Source organism: Actinomadura sp. GC306, from assembly GCF_004348665.1.
In the GTDB taxonomy this organism is placed as follows: domain Bacteria; phylum Actinomycetota; class Actinomycetes; order Streptosporangiales; family Streptosporangiaceae; genus Spirillospora.
In genome coordinates this window covers 31,234-48,439 of sequence record NZ_SMKM01000017.1, presented here as the reverse complement: position 1 = coordinate 48,439, position 17,206 = coordinate 31,234, and the positions used below count along the sequence as shown (strand labels likewise).

General features: G+C 73.1%; 20 protein-coding genes. 9 read left to right on the top strand and 11 right to left on the bottom strand.

What is annotated here, in order from left to right; translation table 11 throughout:
• Both E1200_RS04760 and E1200_RS04755 read right to left on the bottom strand, forming a co-directional pair.
• Positions 1 to 1,005: MMPL family transporter (locus tag E1200_RS04760; RefSeq protein ID WP_165950195.1), on the bottom strand; the 1,005-nt coding region annotated here is incomplete at its 3' end.
• Positions 1,006 to 1,118: 113 nt separating this feature from the next.
• Entirely contained in the window at positions 1,119 to 1,679 is a 561-nt protein-coding gene (locus E1200_RS04755; RefSeq protein WP_131950543.1) for a helix-turn-helix domain-containing protein, read from the bottom strand.
• A gap of 161 nt (positions 1,680 to 1,840) precedes the next feature.
• On the opposite strand from E1200_RS04755, the gene E1200_RS04750 reads away from it, so the two are divergent.
• Positions 1,841 to 2,341, top strand: a complete 501-nt coding sequence (locus E1200_RS04750) for an XRE family transcriptional regulator (RefSeq protein ID WP_131950542.1) — start codon at positions 1,841 to 1,843, stop codon at positions 2,339 to 2,341.
• Between the two features lie 66 nt (positions 2,342 to 2,407).
• Here the strand turns inward: E1200_RS04750 and E1200_RS04745 are convergent, their stop codons facing one another.
• The 3 genes from E1200_RS04745 to E1200_RS04735 all read right to left on the bottom strand — a co-directional run bounded on the left by E1200_RS04745 (position 2,408) and on the right by E1200_RS04735 (position 4,669).
• Positions 2,408 to 3,262, bottom strand: coding sequence for an MHYT domain-containing protein (locus tag E1200_RS04745; RefSeq protein WP_131950541.1), 855 nt, complete (start codon positions 3,260 to 3,262; stop codon positions 2,408 to 2,410).
• Positions 3,263 to 3,426: 164 nt separating this feature from the next.
• Positions 3,427 to 3,825, bottom strand: a complete 399-nt coding sequence (locus E1200_RS04740) for an NUDIX domain-containing protein (protein WP_131950540.1) — start codon at positions 3,823 to 3,825, stop codon at positions 3,427 to 3,429.
• 28 nt (positions 3,826 to 3,853) lie between these two features.
• Positions 3,854 to 4,669 (bottom strand): SAM-dependent chlorinase/fluorinase, encoded by an 816-nt coding sequence (locus tag E1200_RS04735; RefSeq protein ID WP_131950539.1) that lies wholly within the window; start codon positions 4,667 to 4,669, stop codon positions 3,854 to 3,856.
• Between the two features lie 36 nt (positions 4,670 to 4,705).
• Between E1200_RS04735 and E1200_RS04730 the strand changes: the two genes are divergently transcribed.
• Positions 4,706 to 5,617, top strand: a complete 912-nt coding sequence (locus E1200_RS04730; RefSeq protein ID WP_243708341.1) for a LysR family transcriptional regulator — start codon at positions 4,706 to 4,708, stop codon at positions 5,615 to 5,617.
• A gap of 49 nt (positions 5,618 to 5,666) precedes the next feature.
• Here the strand turns inward: E1200_RS04730 and E1200_RS04725 are convergent, their stop codons facing one another.
• From E1200_RS04725 to E1200_RS04710, 4 genes are all read right to left on the bottom strand, one after another.
• Positions 5,667 to 6,062, bottom strand: coding sequence for a RidA family protein (locus tag E1200_RS04725; RefSeq protein ID WP_131950538.1), 396 nt, complete (start codon positions 6,060 to 6,062; stop codon positions 5,667 to 5,669).
• Positions 6,063 to 6,191: 129 nt separating this feature from the next.
• The gene (locus E1200_RS04720) at positions 6,192 to 6,821 is read right to left on the bottom strand and encodes a MerR family transcriptional regulator (protein ID WP_131950537.1); all 630 of its coding nucleotides are present in this window, start codon (positions 6,819 to 6,821) and stop codon (positions 6,192 to 6,194) included.
• A gap of 61 nt (positions 6,822 to 6,882) precedes the next feature.
• A complete protein-coding gene (locus E1200_RS04715; RefSeq protein ID WP_131950536.1) occupies positions 6,883 to 9,204 on the bottom strand; it encodes a glycoside hydrolase family 3 C-terminal domain-containing protein in 2,322 nt (773 codons plus the stop codon).
• 29 nt (positions 9,205 to 9,233) lie between these two features.
• Positions 9,234 to 9,953 (bottom strand): IclR family transcriptional regulator, encoded by a 720-nt coding sequence (locus E1200_RS04710; protein ID WP_131950535.1) that lies wholly within the window; start codon positions 9,951 to 9,953, stop codon positions 9,234 to 9,236.
• Positions 9,954 to 10,054: 101 nt separating this feature from the next.
• On the opposite strand from E1200_RS04710, the gene leuC reads away from it, so the two are divergent.
• The 4 genes from leuC (at position 10,055) to E1200_RS04690 (ending at position 12,830) form a co-directional block, all read left to right on the top strand.
• Complete coding sequence (gene leuC, locus E1200_RS04705) at positions 10,055 to 11,452, top strand: 3-isopropylmalate dehydratase large subunit (protein WP_131950534.1); 1,398 nt, start codon at positions 10,055 to 10,057, stop codon at positions 11,450 to 11,452.
• Between the two features lie 9 nt (positions 11,453 to 11,461).
• Positions 11,462 to 12,049, top strand: a complete 588-nt coding sequence (gene leuD / locus E1200_RS04700; RefSeq protein WP_131950533.1) for a 3-isopropylmalate dehydratase small subunit — start codon at positions 11,462 to 11,464, stop codon at positions 12,047 to 12,049.
• Positions 12,050 to 12,160: 111 nt separating this feature from the next.
• A complete protein-coding gene (locus tag E1200_RS04695; RefSeq protein WP_131950532.1) occupies positions 12,161 to 12,394 on the top strand; it encodes a hypothetical protein in 234 nt (77 codons plus the stop codon).
• A gap of 157 nt (positions 12,395 to 12,551) precedes the next feature.
• Positions 12,552 to 12,830, top strand: coding sequence for an HU family DNA-binding protein (locus E1200_RS04690; protein ID WP_021598708.1), 279 nt, complete (start codon positions 12,552 to 12,554; stop codon positions 12,828 to 12,830).
• A 64-nt stretch (positions 12,831 to 12,894) separates the two neighbouring features.
• On the opposite strand, the gene E1200_RS04685 is transcribed toward E1200_RS04690, so the two are convergent.
• Entirely contained in the window at positions 12,895 to 13,104 is a 210-nt protein-coding gene (locus tag E1200_RS04685) for a hypothetical protein (protein WP_131950531.1), read from the bottom strand.
• A gap of 120 nt (positions 13,105 to 13,224) precedes the next feature.
• On the bottom strand, positions 13,225 to 13,887 hold the full coding sequence (gene cofC, locus E1200_RS04680; RefSeq protein WP_131950530.1) for a 2-phospho-L-lactate guanylyltransferase: 663 nt from the start codon (positions 13,885 to 13,887) through the stop codon (positions 13,225 to 13,227).
• Between the two features lie 87 nt (positions 13,888 to 13,974).
• Here cofC and E1200_RS04675 point away from each other — a divergent pair, with 87 nt between their 5' ends.
• The 3 genes from E1200_RS04675 to E1200_RS04665 all read left to right on the top strand — a co-directional run bounded on the left by E1200_RS04675 (position 13,975) and on the right by E1200_RS04665 (position 17,091).
• Complete coding sequence (locus E1200_RS04675; protein WP_131950529.1) at positions 13,975 to 14,865, top strand: lysophospholipid acyltransferase family protein; 891 nt, start codon at positions 13,975 to 13,977, stop codon at positions 14,863 to 14,865.
• A 17-nt stretch (positions 14,866 to 14,882) separates the two neighbouring features.
• Positions 14,883 to 15,872, top strand: a complete 990-nt coding sequence (locus E1200_RS04670) for an NAD(P)H-dependent glycerol-3-phosphate dehydrogenase (protein ID WP_131950547.1) — start codon at positions 14,883 to 14,885, stop codon at positions 15,870 to 15,872.
• A gap of 97 nt (positions 15,873 to 15,969) precedes the next feature.
• A complete protein-coding gene (locus E1200_RS04665; protein ID WP_131950528.1) occupies positions 15,970 to 17,091 on the top strand; it encodes a D-alanine--D-alanine ligase family protein in 1,122 nt (373 codons plus the stop codon).
• The last annotated feature ends 115 nt before the right edge of the window (positions 17,092 to 17,206 follow it).

Genomic DNA, 17,206 nt, shown 5'->3' with positions numbered 1-17,206 from the left:
GGGGATGCGGGGCCAGAAGACCCACCGGCCGAGGACGACGAGGAGGGCGGGCAGCAGGGACATGACGACGGCGAGGCCGGCGAGGACGCCGATGGCGGCGACCGGGCCGAGCGCGTAGTTGAAGCCCATGTCGGCGGCGAGCAGGCACAGCAGGCCGAGCGCCACGGTCGCGGCGGACGCGGTGATCGGCGCGGCGGCGCGGCGCAGGGCGGCTCCCATGGCGCGGTGGCGGTCGCGGTGGCGGCGCAGTTCCTCCCGGTAGCGGGCGAGGAGCAGCAGGGCGTAGTCGGTGGAGATCCCGAAGACGAGCGCGTTCAGGATGGTGGACATGCCGTCCGCCACGTAGAGGCCGGCGTGCTCGCCGAGGAGGGAGACGACGGCGCCCGCGACCTGCAGCGCGATCGCCGCGTTCAGAATCGGCAGCAGCCACAGGACCGGGCTGCGGTAGGTCAGCAGCAGGACGGCCGCGACGACCAGAACCGTGGTGAGCAGGACCGGCTTGTCGATGCGCTCGAAGGCGTCGCCGACGTCGAGGGCGGCGCCGGCCGGGCCGGTCAGGCGGACCTCCAGGCCCGGCGGCGCGCCCTCCCGCGACGTGTCGCGGAGCCGCTCGGCCTTGTTGGTGAGGGCGTCGTCGTCGGCCAGCGGGACGTTCAGCATGAGCGCCTTGCCGTCGCGGGACGGCTCCGGCGGCGCGATCGGCGCGGCGGCGACCGGGGCGAGGGCGCGGCGGTCGGACTCGGCCTTCGCACGGTCCGCGCCGGTGATGCCGGACGGCCGGACGTAGGCGATGACGCCCGGCGCGAGTTCGCCGCCGGGGAACCGGGGCGCCAGCTCGTCGACCCGCGTGGACTGCGCGCCGCGGGGGAGTTCGGCGGACGAGTCGGCCTCGGCGACGCCGGGGAGCCGGCTCGCCGCCGGGACGGCCAGGACCGTGATCACGACCCAGGCGAGCAGGACTGCCCAGGCCAGTAGGCGGGGCGGTGGTTTGCGCGAGAGCAGCATCGGTGCTCTCCTCTCTGTGGGGGACTCGTGTTGCGTGCGAACACGCCGTCAGGCGTGGTGATACGGGCCTCCGCCCGTCCGGGCCGCCGAGCGGCAACTCGGCGGTCCGGGCTCTAGACCTCCGGGAACGCCAGGAACCTGGCGTGGAGGGTGCGCGCGTCCGGCGGCGGGTCGTCGTCGGCGCGCTTGTAGCGGTAGATGAGCGCGATGTACTCCTCGAAGAAGGGGCGTATCTGCTCCGGCGTCAGCGTGACGGTGGAGAACGAGAAGAGCAGGGCGTCGGCCCAGGGCCCCATGTCGTCGCGTTCCCGCAGGTAGCGGTCGAGCATGTCGAGTTCGTTGGCGAACTCCAGGCGGGTGACCTCGTCGACCGCCGCGCGCATCTCCGGTGACTGCTCCCGGCGCGGCGGGATGCGGCGGTCGGCGGGGACCGCCCGCCACCAGCGCTCCCGGCCGCGCGCCCGCTCCGGCACCTCCTCCACGAAGCCGTACTTGGCGAGCTGCCGCAGGTGGTAGCTCGTCGAGCCGGTGCTCTGGCCGAGTTCGCGCGCCAGGGTCGTGGACGAGACGGGACCGCGCCGCATGATCTCGGCGATCCGCCGCCGCAGCGGGTGGGCGAGCAGCCGCACCTGCTGCGGATCGGTGATCGTCTCGGGGACCGGCCGTTCCTTCATGCCCCGGACGCTAGAAGTTGCAAAGACCCTTTGCAATGCCTCTTGGCGAAGTTCACCGCGGAGAGGGAGGGCACTCGGGACCTGAGAGGGAGCGGCGTGTCATTGGCCCGGTGGCGCCGCCGTAGTCAACTAAAGTCACTGAGGTCGCTGAGAGGAGAACGATGCGCGATCGCACGGACGAGGTGCCGCCGGGGGCGTCGCTGGCCGAGAAGGTCGAGTGGCTGATCCGGAACCTGTGGCCGGCCCACGCGGGGCCGCCGCGCAACAACGTGGAGACGGCCGCGGCCATCGCCCGTGCGACCGGCGCGGACATCTCGTCCACCACGGTGTGGAAGCTGCGCACGGGACGCCAGGAGAACCCGCAGCTCAAGACGCTCACCGCGCTCGCCACGTTCTTCGGGGTGCCGATCGGGTTCTTCGGCTTCCCCGAGGAGTCCGACCCCATCGGCGACGACCTCACGCTCAAGGCGCTGCGCCGCGACGTGGAGCGCGGCGTCATCAGGCCCGAGGTGCTGCGCGCCCTCGTCGACCTGTCCCCGGAGGCGCGGTGGGTCGTGGACGAGATGATCCTCGCCGCGGCGGCCGCCGACCGGCGGCGGAGCGAAGGCAACGACCGCGGGCACCGCCCGGAGCGCGCGAAGCCCGGCGAGGCGAGCGCCTGACCCGGGGCGGAACGCGGTGCGGCGCGGCGGTGCCCGGAGTTCCGGGCCGCCGCGCCGCGGGGACCGTCAGCGGCCGTCGAACCACTGGCCGGCGTTGCGGCCGGGCGGCGGCGCGATGGACTCGGTCCGCGGGCGCGGGACCTCGCCGCGCTGCCGGGCCTGGATGCGCTCGTGCAGCTCGGCCTCGATCCGCATCTCCTCCTCGCTCGGCGCCATCGCGATGATGATCAGCAGGATGATCGACACGGCGCCGACGCCGCCCAGCAGCGGCAGCAGGAAGTCGATGGGGCGGGCGCCGGTCGGGGCCGCCATGTCCTCGTGCATGGTGACCCGCATCGCCGCCATGCCGGTGTAGTGCATGCCGGCCACCGCGAGGCCCATGACCGCGGCGGCTCCGGTAGTCGCCCACATGCCCTTGACGCTGAGGCTGAACCACAGGGCCGCGGTGGCCGCCCCGAGCGCGATCAGCACGGACAGGCCGACCAGGACGGGCTGGTACGCGACGTGCCCGGCCATGTTCATGGCCATCATGCCGGTGTAGTGCATGCTCGCCACGCCCGCGCCCATGATGAGGCCGCCCACGATGATCATGGGTGTGCGGGCGCCGGCGAACCCGACGATGAACAGCCCGATCGCGACGACCGCGATCGCGGTCAGGCAGCTCAGCAGCGTGAGCGGCACGTCGTAGCGGATCTCGTGGCCCTCGACGGTGAAGCCGAGCATCGCGACGAAGTGCATGACCCAGATGCCGGTGCCGCCGATGGCCAGGGCCGCGAGCCCCAGCCAGGAGGCGCGCGAGCGGCCGGTGGCGGCCCGCGCGCGGGCCGTGCACAGGAGGCCGAGCAGCGACCCGACGACCGACATGAGGTAGGCGATCACCGGTGTGAGCAGCCCGTAGGAAAAGTGATGGACCTCTGCCATACGGTCCCCCCGTAAGCGTTCTGACTGATCGCGGCATCCTAGTAGGTTCACCTGCGGATATGTCGATCCGGGGGATGTTTACAGCGCATTAGCGGTCGATGTCAGCATGGCTAACGGTCCGTCCGGTACTGCGCGGTAAGGGGTTTCGGGCCTTGCGTGACCCGTCAGGCCAGCAGCCCGTTATCTGTGGCGAGGTCCAGTGCCGCCTGGGACGCCGGGGCCAGGAGGTGGCGTTCGGCACGCCCGACGTAGACGTACTCGTCGACCTCCCCGGCGGGGGCCATCGTCCCCCGGTGGCCGGCGGTGAAGCACGCCATGCGCACGTGGGTGAAGTCCGGCTGGTCGTGGGCCGGCGCGCGGACGACGCCCAGCTCCCGGAACGACGTCCGGTCGAGTTCCAGGCCGAGTTCCTCGCGCACCTCACGGGACAGGGCCGACCAGTCGTCCTCGCCCGGCTCCCGCTTGCCGCCGGGCAGATACAGCAGGTCGCGGCCATGGGAGCGGACGGCCAGCATCCGGTCGCCCGACACCTGGACCCAGGCGACCACATCGAGATCCTCCACGGCGACGAGTCTCCCGCAGAGGACGGTCCTAGGCGCGGCGCAGGGTGACGGTCTCCACACCGGCCAGGCCCAGGGCGTCGACGGCGGAGCCCTGGTTGACCGCGAGGCCGACCAGTCCGGACGAGTCGATCCAGACGAGGGGCTCACCCGGAGCCGCGCCGCCGAAGGTCTCCTCATACGTGACCCGGGCGGACCCGGGCGCGGGGGCGGCCCACACGACGTCCAGGGGCGTCCCGTAGGGGAGGGGACCGAACGCGGCGGTCAGGTCGCCGGGACTCGCCCCGAGGACCAGGCTCCCGAACCGGTCGCCGTAGAGGACGGGCGCGGTCAGCTCTCCCTCGCCCACGACCGGCGGCGGGACGTCCAGTGGCAGCGGCTCGACCGCCGGCCCGAAGTCCGCCACGCTCACACCGGCGGCGAGGTGCCCGGCGGCGGGGGAGAAGACGTCCCGCCCGTGGAACGAGGTGGACACCGCCGGCAGCCGGTACGCCGCGTCCTCCAGGACGTGCGCCCGGACCACGCCGCCCAGCGCCTCTGCGGCAGGGACCAGCAGGCCGTTGTCCGGCCCGACCAGCACGTCCCCCCGGCCGGTCTCGATCGCCACGGGTCGCCGGGACGTGCCCACCCCGGGATCCACGATCCCCACATGGATCCCGGACGGCATGTACGGCAGCGCCTGGCGGAGCAGCATCGCGCCCTCCCGGACGCCGAACGGCGTGATCTCGTCGCTCAGCACGAGCACGTTCGCGGCGGGCGCGATCGTGTACACGACCCCCGCGCAGATCGCGGTGTAGGCGGCGCCGAAGTCGGTCGCCAGGCTGACGAACGGACGGCTCTCCGGCATGCAGGCGACCCTACCGGGCCCTCGTATGCTGCGTCCGTGCGCGCCGAAGCCCTCGATCCGGTCCTGCTGCGGACGTTCGTGGCCGTCGCCGACCTCGGCTCGTTCACCGCCGCCGCGGCCGCGGAGGGCTACACGCAGTCGGCCGTGTCCCGGCAGATCGCGGCGCTGGAGGACGTGTGCGGCGTGGAACTGTTCGCCCGCGGCGCCCGGGGCGTGCGCCCGACGCCCGCTGGGGAGCACCTGCTCCCGCACGCCCGCGCCCTCCTGGACCGGCTCGCCGAGACCGCCCGCGCCCTGGACGGGCTGCGCCGCCTCGACACCGGGACGCTGCGGATCGGCGCGTTCCCCACCGCGAACGCCGCGCTGGTGCCCCGCGCGCTCGCCCGGTTCCGCACCCGCCATCCCGGGGTCCGCCCCGTGCTGCGGGAGGGCACGACCGAGCGGCTGCTGCCGATGCTGGAGGCGGGCGACCTCGACCTGGCCGTGGTCAGCACGTACAAGCTCCCGGCGATCGCCGCCGACGACCTGGTCGCGCTGGCCGACGACGCGCTGCTCGTCGCGCTGCCGAGCGGGCACCGGCTCGCCGCCCGCGGCCGCGTCGCGCTCGGCGACCTCGTGGACGAGGCGTGGATCGTGGCCGACGACCCCGATGCCGTCGCGGCGCTGCGCGCCCGCTGCGAGACCGCCGGGTTCGTCCCGCAGACCCCGCTGCGGGTCGCGGAGTGGATCTCCAAGCTGGGCCTGGTCGCGGAGGGGTTCGGCGTGACCCTCGTCCCCTCCCTCGCCGCGTCGGCGGCGGCCCGGGAGGGGGTGGTGCTGCGCGCGGTGGCCTCCGACACGCCGCGCCGGTCCGTCTACGCGGCGGTGGGCCGCCATGCACGCAGATCCCCACCGGTGACGGCGTTCCTAGCGGACCTACGAGACACGGCCAGCGCCCTCAGCTCCTAGCGCGACGCCCAACCCGCCGCCCGCAAGTGAACGCACCCGGGGGGCCGCGTTAGGGGACTGCTGCGATGATCTCGACTTCCAGCAGGGCGTCCGGGTGGAAGAGGCGGGGCACCTCTACGGTCGTGCTGGTGGGCGGCGGGCCGGTGAAGTACTTCTGGCGGACGGTCCCGTACCCCATGCGCAGGTCGAGGTCGGTGAGGAAGGAGCGGATGTTGACGACGTCCTCGAAGCCGGCGCCGTGCGCGGCGAGGATCCGCTCCAGTAGCGAGAAGATCACCTCGGACTGGCGGGTGATGTCGCCTGGGGCGTCCATGTCCCCGTTCTCGTCCAGGGCGATCTGCCCCGACACGTACAGCATCGGGCCCTGTGTGACGTAGGCGGTGTGCGAGTAGGCGGTGTTCGGCGGTGCGGGGACGGTCTCGGGATTGCCGATCTTGACGCGCATGAATACGCCCTCCAGGCGGGTGCCGCGGATGCGATGAGGTGGCGTGACAGACGCTAAGGGCCGGGCGGCCATGCCACCAGCGAAGGCTTCGCACGGCAGTCATGCGTGCCCCGCATGGGAGGGAACGGCTCAGTGCCGGCCGAACCGGCGGGACGAGGCGTCCTCCTGCGCGAGCCGGTGCAGGGCGGTCAGCACCTGCTCGTACAGGACGGTCGAGACCAGCAGCGAATGCACCGCGCGGGCGCGCGGCGTCCCCTCGGCGACCCGGTCGATCTCGTGCTCGGCGATCTCGGCCGCGGCGTTCACGTACGGGCGCAGGTCGCGGAGGGTGATCGGGAAGCCGAGCCGGCGCAGCGCCACGAACGTGTGGGCGAGCAGGTCGCGGGCGGGGGCGCGGTCGCCGACGGTCCAGCCGAGCTCGCGGACGAGCGCGTCCACGTCCTCGCGGGCGGCGCGCCAGTGCGGGTCCTGCGGCGACGCGACGTGCGGGCCGATGGCGTACTGCGTGGTGCCGAACAGCTCGTGCAGGCTGACGCGGTCGTCCTCGATGGCCGCGATGATCTGCTGGATCGCCGAGACCGGGAGGTCGCCGACGTCGCGCAGGGCGCTGATCAGCCGCAGCCGCTCCAGATGCCGCGCGCCGTACTCCGCGCGCGTCGCGCTCACCGCCGAGCCCTTCGGGAGCAGGCCCTCCCGGATGTAGAACTTGATCGTCTGGACCGTCAGGCCGCTGCGATCGCTGAGCTCGGAGATCTGCACCGCCGTACCCTTCTCGACCGGACGTTCAACGCTATCCGGGTGTGCCGCCCGGATACCGGCACTATCCAATGTCCGTCCGGGTTGCGACGATTTCGACGTCATCGGCCAGGTCGGCGCGCTCGTCCAGCCGGATGCGGAGCGGCACCGACTCGCCGGGCTCGGCCTCGGCCACCGCGAAGCCCGCGAGCTGCTTCGTCCCGCCGGACACGGCGTAGAGCTGGACGATCTCGCGCCCGGGACGGCCGCCGGTGTTGGTCACCGTCACCTCGGCCACCCCGCCGGCGACGCCGACGGGCCCGTACTCCCACGTCGTGTAGCCGAGGCCGTGGCCGAACGGGTACGCGATCTGCTCGGGCGCGTAGTGCCGGTACCCGATGGCCGTCCCCTCCGAGTAGCGGAGGGTGCCGTCCTCGGCCGGTACGGGCGACAGGACGGCGTCGTCCGAGGCCGGGAACGTCGTGGGGAGCCGCCCGCCCGGTTCCGCCGCCCCGGTCAGGACGTCGGCGATCGCGTCACCGCCCTCCTGGCCCGGCAGCCACGCCCACAGGATCGCGGCGACCTCGTCCCGCCACGGCATCAGGACCGGGGCGCCCGCGTTCACCACCACGACCGTCCGCGGGTTGGCGGCGGCGACGGCGGAGACCAACTCGTCCTGGCGGCCGGGCAGGGCGAGGGTCGTCCGGTCGAAGCCCTCGCTCTCCACGTCGTCGTTCGTCCCGACGATCACCACGGCCGCGTCGGCTTCGCGGGCCGCGGCGACGGCGGCGGCGAGTTCGGCGTCCTCAGGCAGGTGCGGTTCGCGGTAGCCGAGGCCGAACACCGTCGCGAACCGTCCCGGCGCGCGGGTGTGCCGCAGCTCGACGGTGACCGGCCGGCCCGCCGGCAGTTCCACCGGGACGCGGTGCTCCGGCGGACGCATGAGCGCCTCGGCCGGGTCGCCGTGGCCGGGCGCCAGCGTCACGTCCGTGGCGGTGCCGTCCACCCGCAGCTCGAAGTCGCCGGTCCCGGTGACGGCGAACGTGTGGACGCCGTCCTCGGCCGGTGTCAGCCGAGCGCGCACGACGATCTGAGCCGTGCCCCTGGGCACCCCGCCGCCCAGGAAGACGAAATGCGCCGCCGGCCGGAGTTCGGACCCGAGCACGGCGCCTTCGGCGTCGCGGAACTCAAGCCGCACACCGCGTTCACCCGTCTCGGGATCGGTCACCAGGGCGAGCGGCACCGGCGCCAGCCGCTCATGTGGATACACCCCGGTGTGCACCGTCAGCTCGGTGCCGTCGCCGAGCGCTCGCCGCAGCCCCTCGACCGGCGACACGACGTGCTCGGGGTTGACGTGGGCGCTGCCGCCGCCCTGCGCGCTGAACCGGACCGCGTTCGGCCCGATCAGAGCGAGCCTGCGCGGGGCGGCCAGCGGCAGGACGCCGTCGTTGCGGAGCAGCACCGCCGCCCTGGCGGCGGCATCGCGCAACCGCGCGCGGGCGTCGGCGGGCGTCCGCACCGGCGGCGGTTCCGCGAAGCCCTCCAGGGCCCCCACGCGGGCCGCCAGCCGCAGCACGCGCAGGACCTTGTCGTCGATCAGCTCCTCGGCGACCCGGCCGGCGCGCACCGCCTGGACGAGCCGGTCGCGCCACGGGCTGGACGGCAGGCCGGGCATCTCCAGGTCCATGCCCGCGTTGGCGCTCTCCTCGGTCGAGCGGATCGCCGTCCAGTCCGACACCACCACGCCGTCGAAGCCCCAGCGCCGCTTCAGCACGTCCGTCAGCAGCGGCCGGTTCTCGGTCATGGACGCGCCGTTCACCCGGTTGTAGGCGGCCATCACCGCCCACACGCCCGCCTTCACCGCCTCCTCGAACGGGCGCAGGTACAGCGTTTCGAGCGCGTCGTCGCCGATGCGCGCGTCGTACGACATCCGGGACGTCTCGGAGTCGTTGCCCACGAAGTGCTTCACCGTCGCCGCGACCCCCGCGGACTGGACGCCCCGGACGAACGCGGCACCGATGCGGGCGGTGAGCAGCGGGTCCTCGGAGTAGTTCTCGAAGTGCCGCCCGCCGAGCGGGGTCCGGTGCAGGTTCACCGTCGGCGCGAGCTGGACGTGCACGCCCCGCTCGCGCGCCTGGACGCCGTTCAGCCGCCCGATCCGCTCGGCGAGCTCCGGGTCCCAGGTCGCGGCGAGCGCGGTGGGGCTGGGGAAGAGCAGGCTCGTGTCGCGCTCGTCCCAGCGCGTCCCGCGGATGCCGCTCGGGCCGTCCGACATGGTGATCCGCCGCAGCCCGATCTCGGGGACGGGGCGCAGCGTCCAGAACCCGTCGCCGGTGAGCAGGTGGACCTTCTGTTCGAGCGTGAGCCGCCCGAGCCTTTCGCGCAGTGCGGTCTCGTCGACGTCCATCCGGCCTCCCGGTGTGCGGTTGTCGCGGTTCAGGACGCGGTGCGGCGCATCCCCTCGGAGATCTTCTCGGCCGCCGCCGCGACCGGCGCGGCGTGCAGCCGGCCGGGGGAGCGGCTGAGGCGTTCGAGGGGACCCGACACCGACACCGCGGCGATCACCCGGCCGCCCGCGCCGCGGATCGGGGCGGACACGGAACCGACGCCCTGCTCGCGCTCGCCGACGCTCTGCGCCCAGCCCCGCCGCCGGACGGACGCCAGCGTCGTGGCCTCGAACTTCGCGTTGCGCAGCCCGCGGTGCAGCCGGTCCGGCTCCTCCCAGGCGAGCAGGATCTGCGCGGCCGATCCCGCCGTCATCGGGAGCGCGGCGCCGACCGGGATGGTGTCGCGCAGGCCGCTGGTGCGCTCGGCCGCGGCCACGCAGACGCGCACGTCGCCCTGGCGGCGGAACAGCGACGCGCTCTCGCCGGTCAGGTCGCGCAGCTGCGCCAGGATCGGCTGGGCGATCGCGAGGAGGCGGTCCTCGCCGGCGGCCACCGCGAGTTCGGCGAGCCGCGGCCCGAGGATGAAGCGGCCCTGCGTGTCACGATGGACGAGGCGGTGGTGCTCCAGCGCGACGGCCAGCCGGTGGGCGGTGGGCCGGGCCAGCCCGGTCGTCTGGACGAGCTGGGCGAGCGATGCCGGGCCCGCCTCCAGCGCGTTCAGCACGAGAACGGCTTTGTCAAGTACGCCGACTCCGCTAGAGTTGTCCATGTCTTGATATTGCCGTCTCGAAATTTGAGATGCAAGTCAGGGTGACCCGGACCACGGCGCGATGGGGCGCCGCCGATCGTTCAGCAGGTGAGGTGGGAGTGATGGGCCGAACACTGGCCGAAAAGGTCTACGACGCACACGTCGTACGGCGCGCCGAGGGTGAACCGGACCTCCTCTACATCGACCTGCACCTCGTCCACGAGGTCACCAGCCCGCAGGCGTTCGACGGGCTGCGGATGGCGGGCCGCCAGGTCCGGCGCCCCGACCTGACGATCGCCACCGAGGACCACAACGTCCCGACGACCGACCTGCTGAAGCCGATCGCCGACCCGGTGTCGCGCACCCAGGTCGAGACGCTGCGCAAGAACTGCTCCGACTTCGGGATCCGGCTGCACCCGATGGGCGACGCCGGGCAGGGCATCGTCCACGTGATGGGCCCGCAGCTCGGCCTGACCCAGCCCGGCATGACGGTTGTGTGCGGCGACTCGCACACCTCCACGCACGGCGCGTTCGGCGCCCTCGCGTTCGGCATCGGCACCAGCGAGGTGGAGCACGTCCTCGCCACCCAGACGCTGCCGCAGATCCAGCCGAAGACCATGGCCGTGACCGTCGAGGGCGCGCTGCCCGCGGGCGTCACCGCCAAGGACCTCATCCTCGCGATCATCGCGCGGATCGGCACCGGCGGCGGCCAGGGCCACATCATCGAGTACCGCGGCGAGGCGATCCGCTCGCTGTCGATGGAAGGCCGCATGACGGTCTGCAACATGTCCATCGAGGCCGGCGCCCGCGCCGGGATGATCGCGCCGGACGAGACCACGTTCGAGTACCTCAAGGGCCGTCCCCACGCCCCGCAGGGCGAGGACTGGGACAGGGCCGTCGAGTACTGGACGTCGCTGCGCACCGACGACGACGCGGTCTTCGACAAGGAGGTCGTGATCGACGCGGCCGAGCTGACCCCGTTCGTCACCTGGGGCACCAACCCGGGCCAGGGCCTCCCGCTCGGCGCGTCCGTGCCCGACCCCGCGTCCTTCGACGACCCGGTCAAGCGGCAGTCCGCCGAGCGCGCCCTGGAGTACATGGGCCTGACCGCCGGGACGCCGCTCCGCGAAATCGCGGTCGACACGGTCTTCGTCGGCTCCTGCACCAACGGCCGCATTGAGGACCTCCGCGCCGTCGCCTCCGTCCTGGAGGGCCGCAAGGTCGCCGACGGCGTCCGGATGCTGGTCGTCCCCGGCTCCATGAAGGTCAAGAAGCAGGCCGAGGAGGAGGGCCTGGACGAGGTCATCTCCGCGTCCGGCGCCGAGTGGCGCGAGGCGGGCTGCTCGATGTGCCTGGCGATGAACCCCGACAAGCTCACGCCCGGGGAGCGCAGCGCCTCCACGTCCAACCGCAACTTCGAGGGCCGGCAGGGCCCCGGCGGCCGCACCCACCTGGTGTCGCCCGCCGTCGCCGCCGCCACCGCCGTCACCGGCCGCCTCGCCGCCCCTGCCGACCTGTAAGGAACCACGATGGAAGCGTTCACCACCTACACCGGGCGCGCGGTCCCGCTGCGCCGCAGCAACGTCGACACCGACCAGATCATCCCGGCGGTCTGGCTGAAGCAGGTCAGCCGCACCGGCTTCGAGAAGGGCCTGTTCTCCGGCTGGCGGGAGGACCCCGAGTTCGTCCTGAACCAGCCGCAGTACGCGGGCGCGGGCATCCTGGTCGCCGGGCCCGACTTCGGCACCGGCTCGTCGCGCGAGCACGCCGTCTGGGCCCTGCAGCAGTACGGGTTCCGTGTCGTCATCGCGCCGCGCTTCGGCGACATCTTCCGCAACAACTCCACGAAGATGGGGCTGCTGCCGGTCGTCCTCACCGGCGAGCAGGTCGAGGACCTCCAGTCGCGCATCGAGAAGGACCCGGCCCTGGAGGTCACCGTCGACCTGGAGAACCGCGAGGTCCGCTGGGACGGCGTGACCGCCCGGTTCGAGATCGACGACTACACCCGCTGGCGCCTGATGGAGGGCCTGGACGACATCGGCCTCACCCTCCGCCACGCCGAGGCCATCGACGCCTACGAGGCCGGGCGCACCCCCTGGTTCCCCGTCACGGTGTGACGCGTTCCCCGGGGTCGGGGCTCCTTCCCGACCCCGGGTGGGCGGCCGCCGGTGGCGACCGTGGACAATTCCCCTAACGCGACGACTCGTTCGACCGTTGGGGGCATTGTTATGGGCACGGTCCCGTGGGCGGGGCCTCAGTGGGACGACCCTGAGCTGACCTTGCTCGCACGGCGGCTGCGGGACGCCCACCGGGCCGTCGCTCCGCTGCCCGCCGAGGACCGGCAGCGGCTCATCCGGCACCTGCTGGCGATCACCGACCTCGCCAAGCGGGACGCCGGACTCGCCGCCCGCAGGCTGGAGACGTTCCTCGCCGACTTTCACGAGACGCCCGACGTCGGTTAGCGTGCGCAGTGGCCGGATCCGGTCCGGTCACCCGGCGAGATGGGGGCGAGTGCGACAAAAACGCCAGCGACACGCCAACTCGTGCGTGCAGGTGATTGTGTCCATGCTGAGGGTCCCTTAGTTTCGTTCGGGCAAGGGGGGAACAGAGGAGTAACCCATGAACAAGCGTGAGCTGGTCGACGCCATCTCTGACCGGCTGGGCAGCAAGAAGGCCGCAGCCGAAGCCGTCGACGCCATCCTGGAGGCGATCCAGAACGCCGTCGCCAAGGGCGACAAGGTCGCGATCACCGGGTTCGGATCGTTCGAGAAGGCCGACCGGCCTGCCCGTACGGCCCGCAACCCCGCAACGGGCAAGACCATCGAGGTTCCCGCGACGTCCGTGCCGAAGTTCAAGGCCGGTGCGGACTTCAAGAACCTGGTGGCCGGCAAGAAGTAGCCTCGCCGCGACAGCGCCCGGGACCGTGCCATGACGGTCCCGGGCGCTGCCGCATGGGCGGGCCCTAGTCCCGGGGCGGCAGCGGGAAGGTCGACAGCGTCACGACCGAGATCCGGTCGCCGTCCATCGCGAGGTTCACCCGCTGCCCGAGCCGCAGCAGCCGCAGCCCGCCCGCCGCGAACGCCGCGCCGTCGAACGGCAGCTCCGTCCCGTCGTCGAGGAGCACGCTCCCCGACCGGGTGGCGGCATCGAAACCCTTGACCGTCGCCTGCATACCCGAACCCTAGTGCGGTGCCCACGAACGCCGCCCGGCCCGATACCCGTTGACTTGCGGCGTGTTGCCCTTTCCGGCGTGCCCATAGGGGCAACACGCCGCAAGTGAACGCGGCCGGCCCTAGGCGAAGGCGGGCAGGCGGGCTGCCACCTCGGTGGTGCGGGGGCCCGCGCCGAGCGCGAGGGCCGCCCTGAGGTCGTCGACGGTGTCGACGTCGCGGCGGACGCTCTCGGTCTCCGGCAGCAGGATCTCGCGGACGCCGCGGGCCCGGTGGGCGGCGCGGGACTCGCCGCCGAAGGCGGGGGAGAACGCGGCTCCGGGCCGGGCGGTGTACAGGGTCGTGCCGATGCCGGCCGCGTCCGGGACGAACGATTCCGGCGCCCGGGAGGCCGCGTCGAGCACCCGGGTGAGTTCATCAGGCCGCAAAGCGGGCAAATCAGCCGACAGTGCGCCCATGCCGGTGTCCGGGGCGAGTTCGCGGCCGTGGCCGGCGCCGTGGACGAGGGCCGGGTTCAGCCCGGCGTCCGGCACGTCCGGCACGACGCGGGCGCCGAGGGCGGCCAGCTCGGCCGCCGGGAGGGGGTCGTCGGTGACGACGATCACGGTCCGGACCCGGTCGCAGCGCAGCGCGGCGGCGACCGTGTCGGCCGCCACCGCCAGCGCGAGGGCCTCGCGGTGCGGGCCCGCCGCCGCGGACATGCGGGTCTTCGCCCGGGCCAGCACCTTCACCGGCACGACGAGCGACCACTGGAGATGAGACGCGCTGCTCTGTGATGTAGACATGGCAACTCGACACTATGCGGACGCACCCGCGACACTTGTGGGCACCCTGCGTTCGCTCGGGGACCGATTGAGGAGGGGAGACGGGGCATGAGCCACGGGTATTCGCCGGCCTGGCGGAAGCTCACCATCGTCATCCTGCGCCCGCTGCTTCTCGCGCTGCTGAAACGGGACTGGCGCGGCCGCGGCAACGTGCCGGGCGAGGGCGGCGTGATCATCGCGGCGAACCACATCTCCGAGGCCGATCCCCTCGCGCTCGCCCACTTCGTGTACGCGTCGGGCCGCTACCCCGTCTACCTGGCCAAGTCGACGCTCTTCGAGACCCGGTTCGTCCGGACCGTCCTGCGCGGCACGGGCCAGATCCCCGTGTACCGCGACCGGGCCGACGCCGCCGCGGCCCTGGAGGACGCCGAGCAGGCCCTCCGCGACGGTGAATGCCTGATGTTCTACCCCGAGGGCAGCTGCACCCGCGACCCCGAGCTGTGGCCCATGACCGGGCAGACCGGCGTCGCGCGGATGGCGCTGAAGACCGGTGCGAAGGTCGTCCCCGTGGCGAACTGGGGGGCGCACGAGCTCATGCCCTACCGCAAGGGCGCGCGGACGGGCCTCGCCGGACGCCTGAAGAAGGGGTTCCACCCGTTCCCGCGCAAGACGATGAAGGTGGCGGCCGGGCCGCCCGTCGACCTGGCGCGGTACGCGGGCCGCCCGCTCACCAAGGAGACCCTGCTTGCCGCGACCGATGACATCATGACCGCGATCACCGGGCTGCTCGGCGAGCTGCGCGGCGAGGAGCCGCCCAGGGAGCGCTACGACCACCACCGGGTCCTGGAGGAGCGGCGCGGCCCCGCCGGGGCGTTCAAGCCCGCGGTGCCCGAGCCCGCGGTATCCGAGCCCGCGGTGCCCGAGCCCGTGGTTTCCGAGCCCGTGGTCTCCGAGCAGGTGCGGCCCCGCAACGGCGACCCTAAGGCGGCCGACTCGTGACGTACCGCACCGCGGTGATGGGGGCAGGGTCCTGGGGGACGACGTTCACCAAGCTGCTGCACGACGCGGGCGGCGAGGTCGTCCTGTGGGGCCGCCGTCCCGAGGTCGTGGAGGCGGTCAACGAGCGCCACGAGAACCCCGACTACCTGCCGGGCGTCACGCTGCCCGAGGGCGTCCGCGCCACGCTCGACCCGGCCGAGGCCCTGGCGGGCGCCGACTTCGTCGCGCTTGCCGTCCCCGCGCAGACCCTCCGGCACAACCTCGGCGCGTGGCTGCCGCTGCTGCCGCCGGACGCGGTCCTCGTCAGCCTGATGAAGGGCGTCGAGCTCGGCACCTCCCGGCGGATGTCGGAGGTCATCGGCGAGGTCGCGAACGTCCCCGCCGAGCGGGTGGGGGTGTTCTGCGGGCCGAACCTCGCCCGCGAGGTCGCGGGCGGCGAGCCGGGCGCGGCGGTCGCGGCCTGCGCCGACGAGCACGCCGCGCGGCGCCTGCAGGCCGCGACGATGACGCCGTACTTCCGCGTCTACACCTCCACCGACGTCGTCGGCTGCGAGCTGGGCGGCGCGGTGAAGAACATCGTCGCGCTGTGCGTCGGCATGGCGGTCGGCCTCGGCTTCGGCGCCAGCACGCAGGCGCTGCTGATGACCCGGGGCCTCGCCGAGATCGCCCGGCTGGGCGCGGCGCTCGGCGCGGACGAGCACACCTTCGCCGGGCTCGCCGGCATGGGCGACCTCGTCGGGACGTGCATGTCCCCGCTGTCGCGCAACCGCACCTTCGGCGAGAACCTCGGCCGCGGGATGACGCTGGACGAGGTCATCTCCGTCACCAAGCAGACCGCCGAGGGCGTCAAGTCGGCGGAGGCGGTGCTGGAGCTGGCCCGCAAGCACAACGTGGAGATGCCGATCACCGAGGCGGTCACGGCCGTCCTGCACCACGGCATGCCGATCAAGGAGGCGGCCGTCTCGCTGATCTCCCGCTCCCCGAAGCCCGAGCGGTACGGCCTGTGACGGCGTCCCGGCGGCACCGGCCGCACCGGCCGGCCCGGCCGGCGTCCCGGAACCGCTCGTGGCCCGCCCGGGCTGATCACCGATAGGGTCGGACCTCATGTCCCAGGTTTCGAAGATCCGCGTGGCCGTCGTCTTCGGCGGGCGCAGCTCCGAGCACGCGATCTCCTGCGTCACCGCGGGGGCCGTCATGGCCGCCATCGACCGGGACCGCTACGAGGTGGTGCCGATCGGCATCGCCCGCGACGGGCGCTGGGTGCTGCCCCCGGCCGACCTCTCGCTCGCGATCGAGGGCGGCCGGCTGCCCGAGGTGACCGGTGCGGGCGGCGTCCTCGCGCTGCCGTTCGACCCCGGCAACCGCGGCCTGCTGGTCGTCGAACCCGGGCGGGTCCCGGAGACGCTCGGCGACGTTGACGTGGTGCTCCCGCTGCTGCACGGCCCCTACGGGGAGGACGGCACGATCCAGGGCCTCCTCGACCTCGCGGGCGTCCGCTACGTCGGCGCCGGGGTGCTCGCGAGCGCCGTCGGCATGGACAAAGGGTTCATGAAGCTGGTGTGGCAGGCGCGTGGCCTGCCCGTCGGCCCGTACGTCCTGGTCGGCGACCGGGAGTGGCGGCGCGAGCGCAAGCGCAAGATCGACGAGATCAAGGAGCTGGGCCTCGCGGACGGGCGGCCGGTGTTCGTCAAGCCGGCCCGCGCCGGGTCGAGCATGGGCATCACCCGCGTCACCGACGAGGCCGGCCTGGAGGCGGCGGTCGAGGCGGCCCGCGAGCACGACCCGAAAGTGATCGTCGAGGCGGCGGTCGACGGCCGCGAGATCGAGTGCGGCGTCCTGCAGGGCCTGGACGACGGCCCCGCCGAGGCGAGCCTCCCCGCCGAGGTGCTGATGGGCGGCGACCACGACTTCTACGACTTCGAGACCAAGTACCTCGACGGCTCGACCACCATGGCCATCCCGCCGGACCTGCCGCCCGCGGCGATCGAGGAGGTCCGCCGCATCGCCGTCCAGGCGTTCGACGCGCTCGACTGCGAGGGCCTCGCCCGCGTCGACTTCTTCCACACCCCCGACGGCGGCTGGATCCTCAACGAGATCAACACCATGCCGGGCTTCACGCCCGCGTCGGCGTTCCCGCAGATGTGGGCCGCGACCGGGCTCGAATACCCGGCCTTGGTCGACCGGCTCATCCAGACGGCCGTGCACCGCTCCACCGGCCTCCGCTGAACCTATTGCAGTCCAGGCCCACTTCGCTCGCCAGCGCTCGCTGCGTGACCTGGCCTGTGCGAGCGCGAATCGCTTCGCGATCTTCCCGGTGCGGCTCGCCTCCGGCTTCGCCGCA

What these genes read in the sequence shown, in the direction of transcription:
- E1200_RS04690 (WP_021598708.1), top strand. Translation starts at nt 12,552, where the DNA reads ATGAACAAGCGTGAGCTGGTCGACGCCATCTCTGACCGGCTGGGCAGC.
- E1200_RS04685 (WP_131950531.1), bottom strand. Translation starts at nt 13,104, where the DNA reads ATGCAGGCGACGGTCAAGGGTTTCGATGCCGCCACCCGGTCGGGGAGC.
- E1200_RS04750 (WP_131950542.1), top strand. Translation starts at nt 1,841, where the DNA reads ATGCGCGATCGCACGGACGAGGTGCCGCCGGGGGCGTCGCTGGCCGAG.
- E1200_RS04755 (WP_131950543.1), bottom strand. Translation starts at nt 1,679, where the DNA reads ATGAAGGAACGGCCGGTCCCCGAGACGATCACCGATCCGCAGCAGGTG.
- E1200_RS04695 (WP_131950532.1), top strand. Translation starts at nt 12,161, where the DNA reads ATGGGCACGGTCCCGTGGGCGGGGCCTCAGTGGGACGACCCTGAGCTG.
- E1200_RS04710 (WP_131950535.1), bottom strand. Translation starts at nt 9,953, where the DNA reads ATGGACAACTCTAGCGGAGTCGGCGTACTTGACAAAGCCGTTCTCGTG.
- E1200_RS04735 (WP_131950539.1), bottom strand. Translation starts at nt 4,669, where the DNA reads ATGCCGGAGAGCCGTCCGTTCGTCAGCCTGGCGACCGACTTCGGCGCC.
- cofC (WP_131950530.1), bottom strand. Translation starts at nt 13,887, where the DNA reads ATGTCTACATCACAGAGCAGCGCGTCTCATCTCCAGTGGTCGCTCGTC.
- E1200_RS04745 (WP_131950541.1), bottom strand. Translation starts at nt 3,262, where the DNA reads ATGGCAGAGGTCCATCACTTTTCCTACGGGCTGCTCACACCGGTGATC.
- E1200_RS04725 (WP_131950538.1), bottom strand. Translation starts at nt 6,062, where the DNA reads ATGCGCGTCAAGATCGGCAATCCCGAGACCGTCCCCGCACCGCCGAAC.
- E1200_RS04665 (WP_131950528.1), top strand. Translation starts at nt 15,970, where the DNA reads ATGTCCCAGGTTTCGAAGATCCGCGTGGCCGTCGTCTTCGGCGGGCGC.
- E1200_RS04675 (WP_131950529.1), top strand. Translation starts at nt 13,975, where the DNA reads ATGAGCCACGGGTATTCGCCGGCCTGGCGGAAGCTCACCATCGTCATC.
- E1200_RS04715 (WP_131950536.1), bottom strand. Translation starts at nt 9,204, where the DNA reads ATGGACGTCGACGAGACCGCACTGCGCGAAAGGCTCGGGCGGCTCACG.
- E1200_RS04670 (WP_131950547.1), top strand. Translation starts at nt 14,883, where the DNA reads ATGGGGGCAGGGTCCTGGGGGACGACGTTCACCAAGCTGCTGCACGAC.
- leuD (WP_131950533.1), top strand. Translation starts at nt 11,462, where the DNA reads ATGGAAGCGTTCACCACCTACACCGGGCGCGCGGTCCCGCTGCGCCGC.
- leuC (WP_131950534.1), top strand. Translation starts at nt 10,055, where the DNA reads ATGGGCCGAACACTGGCCGAAAAGGTCTACGACGCACACGTCGTACGG.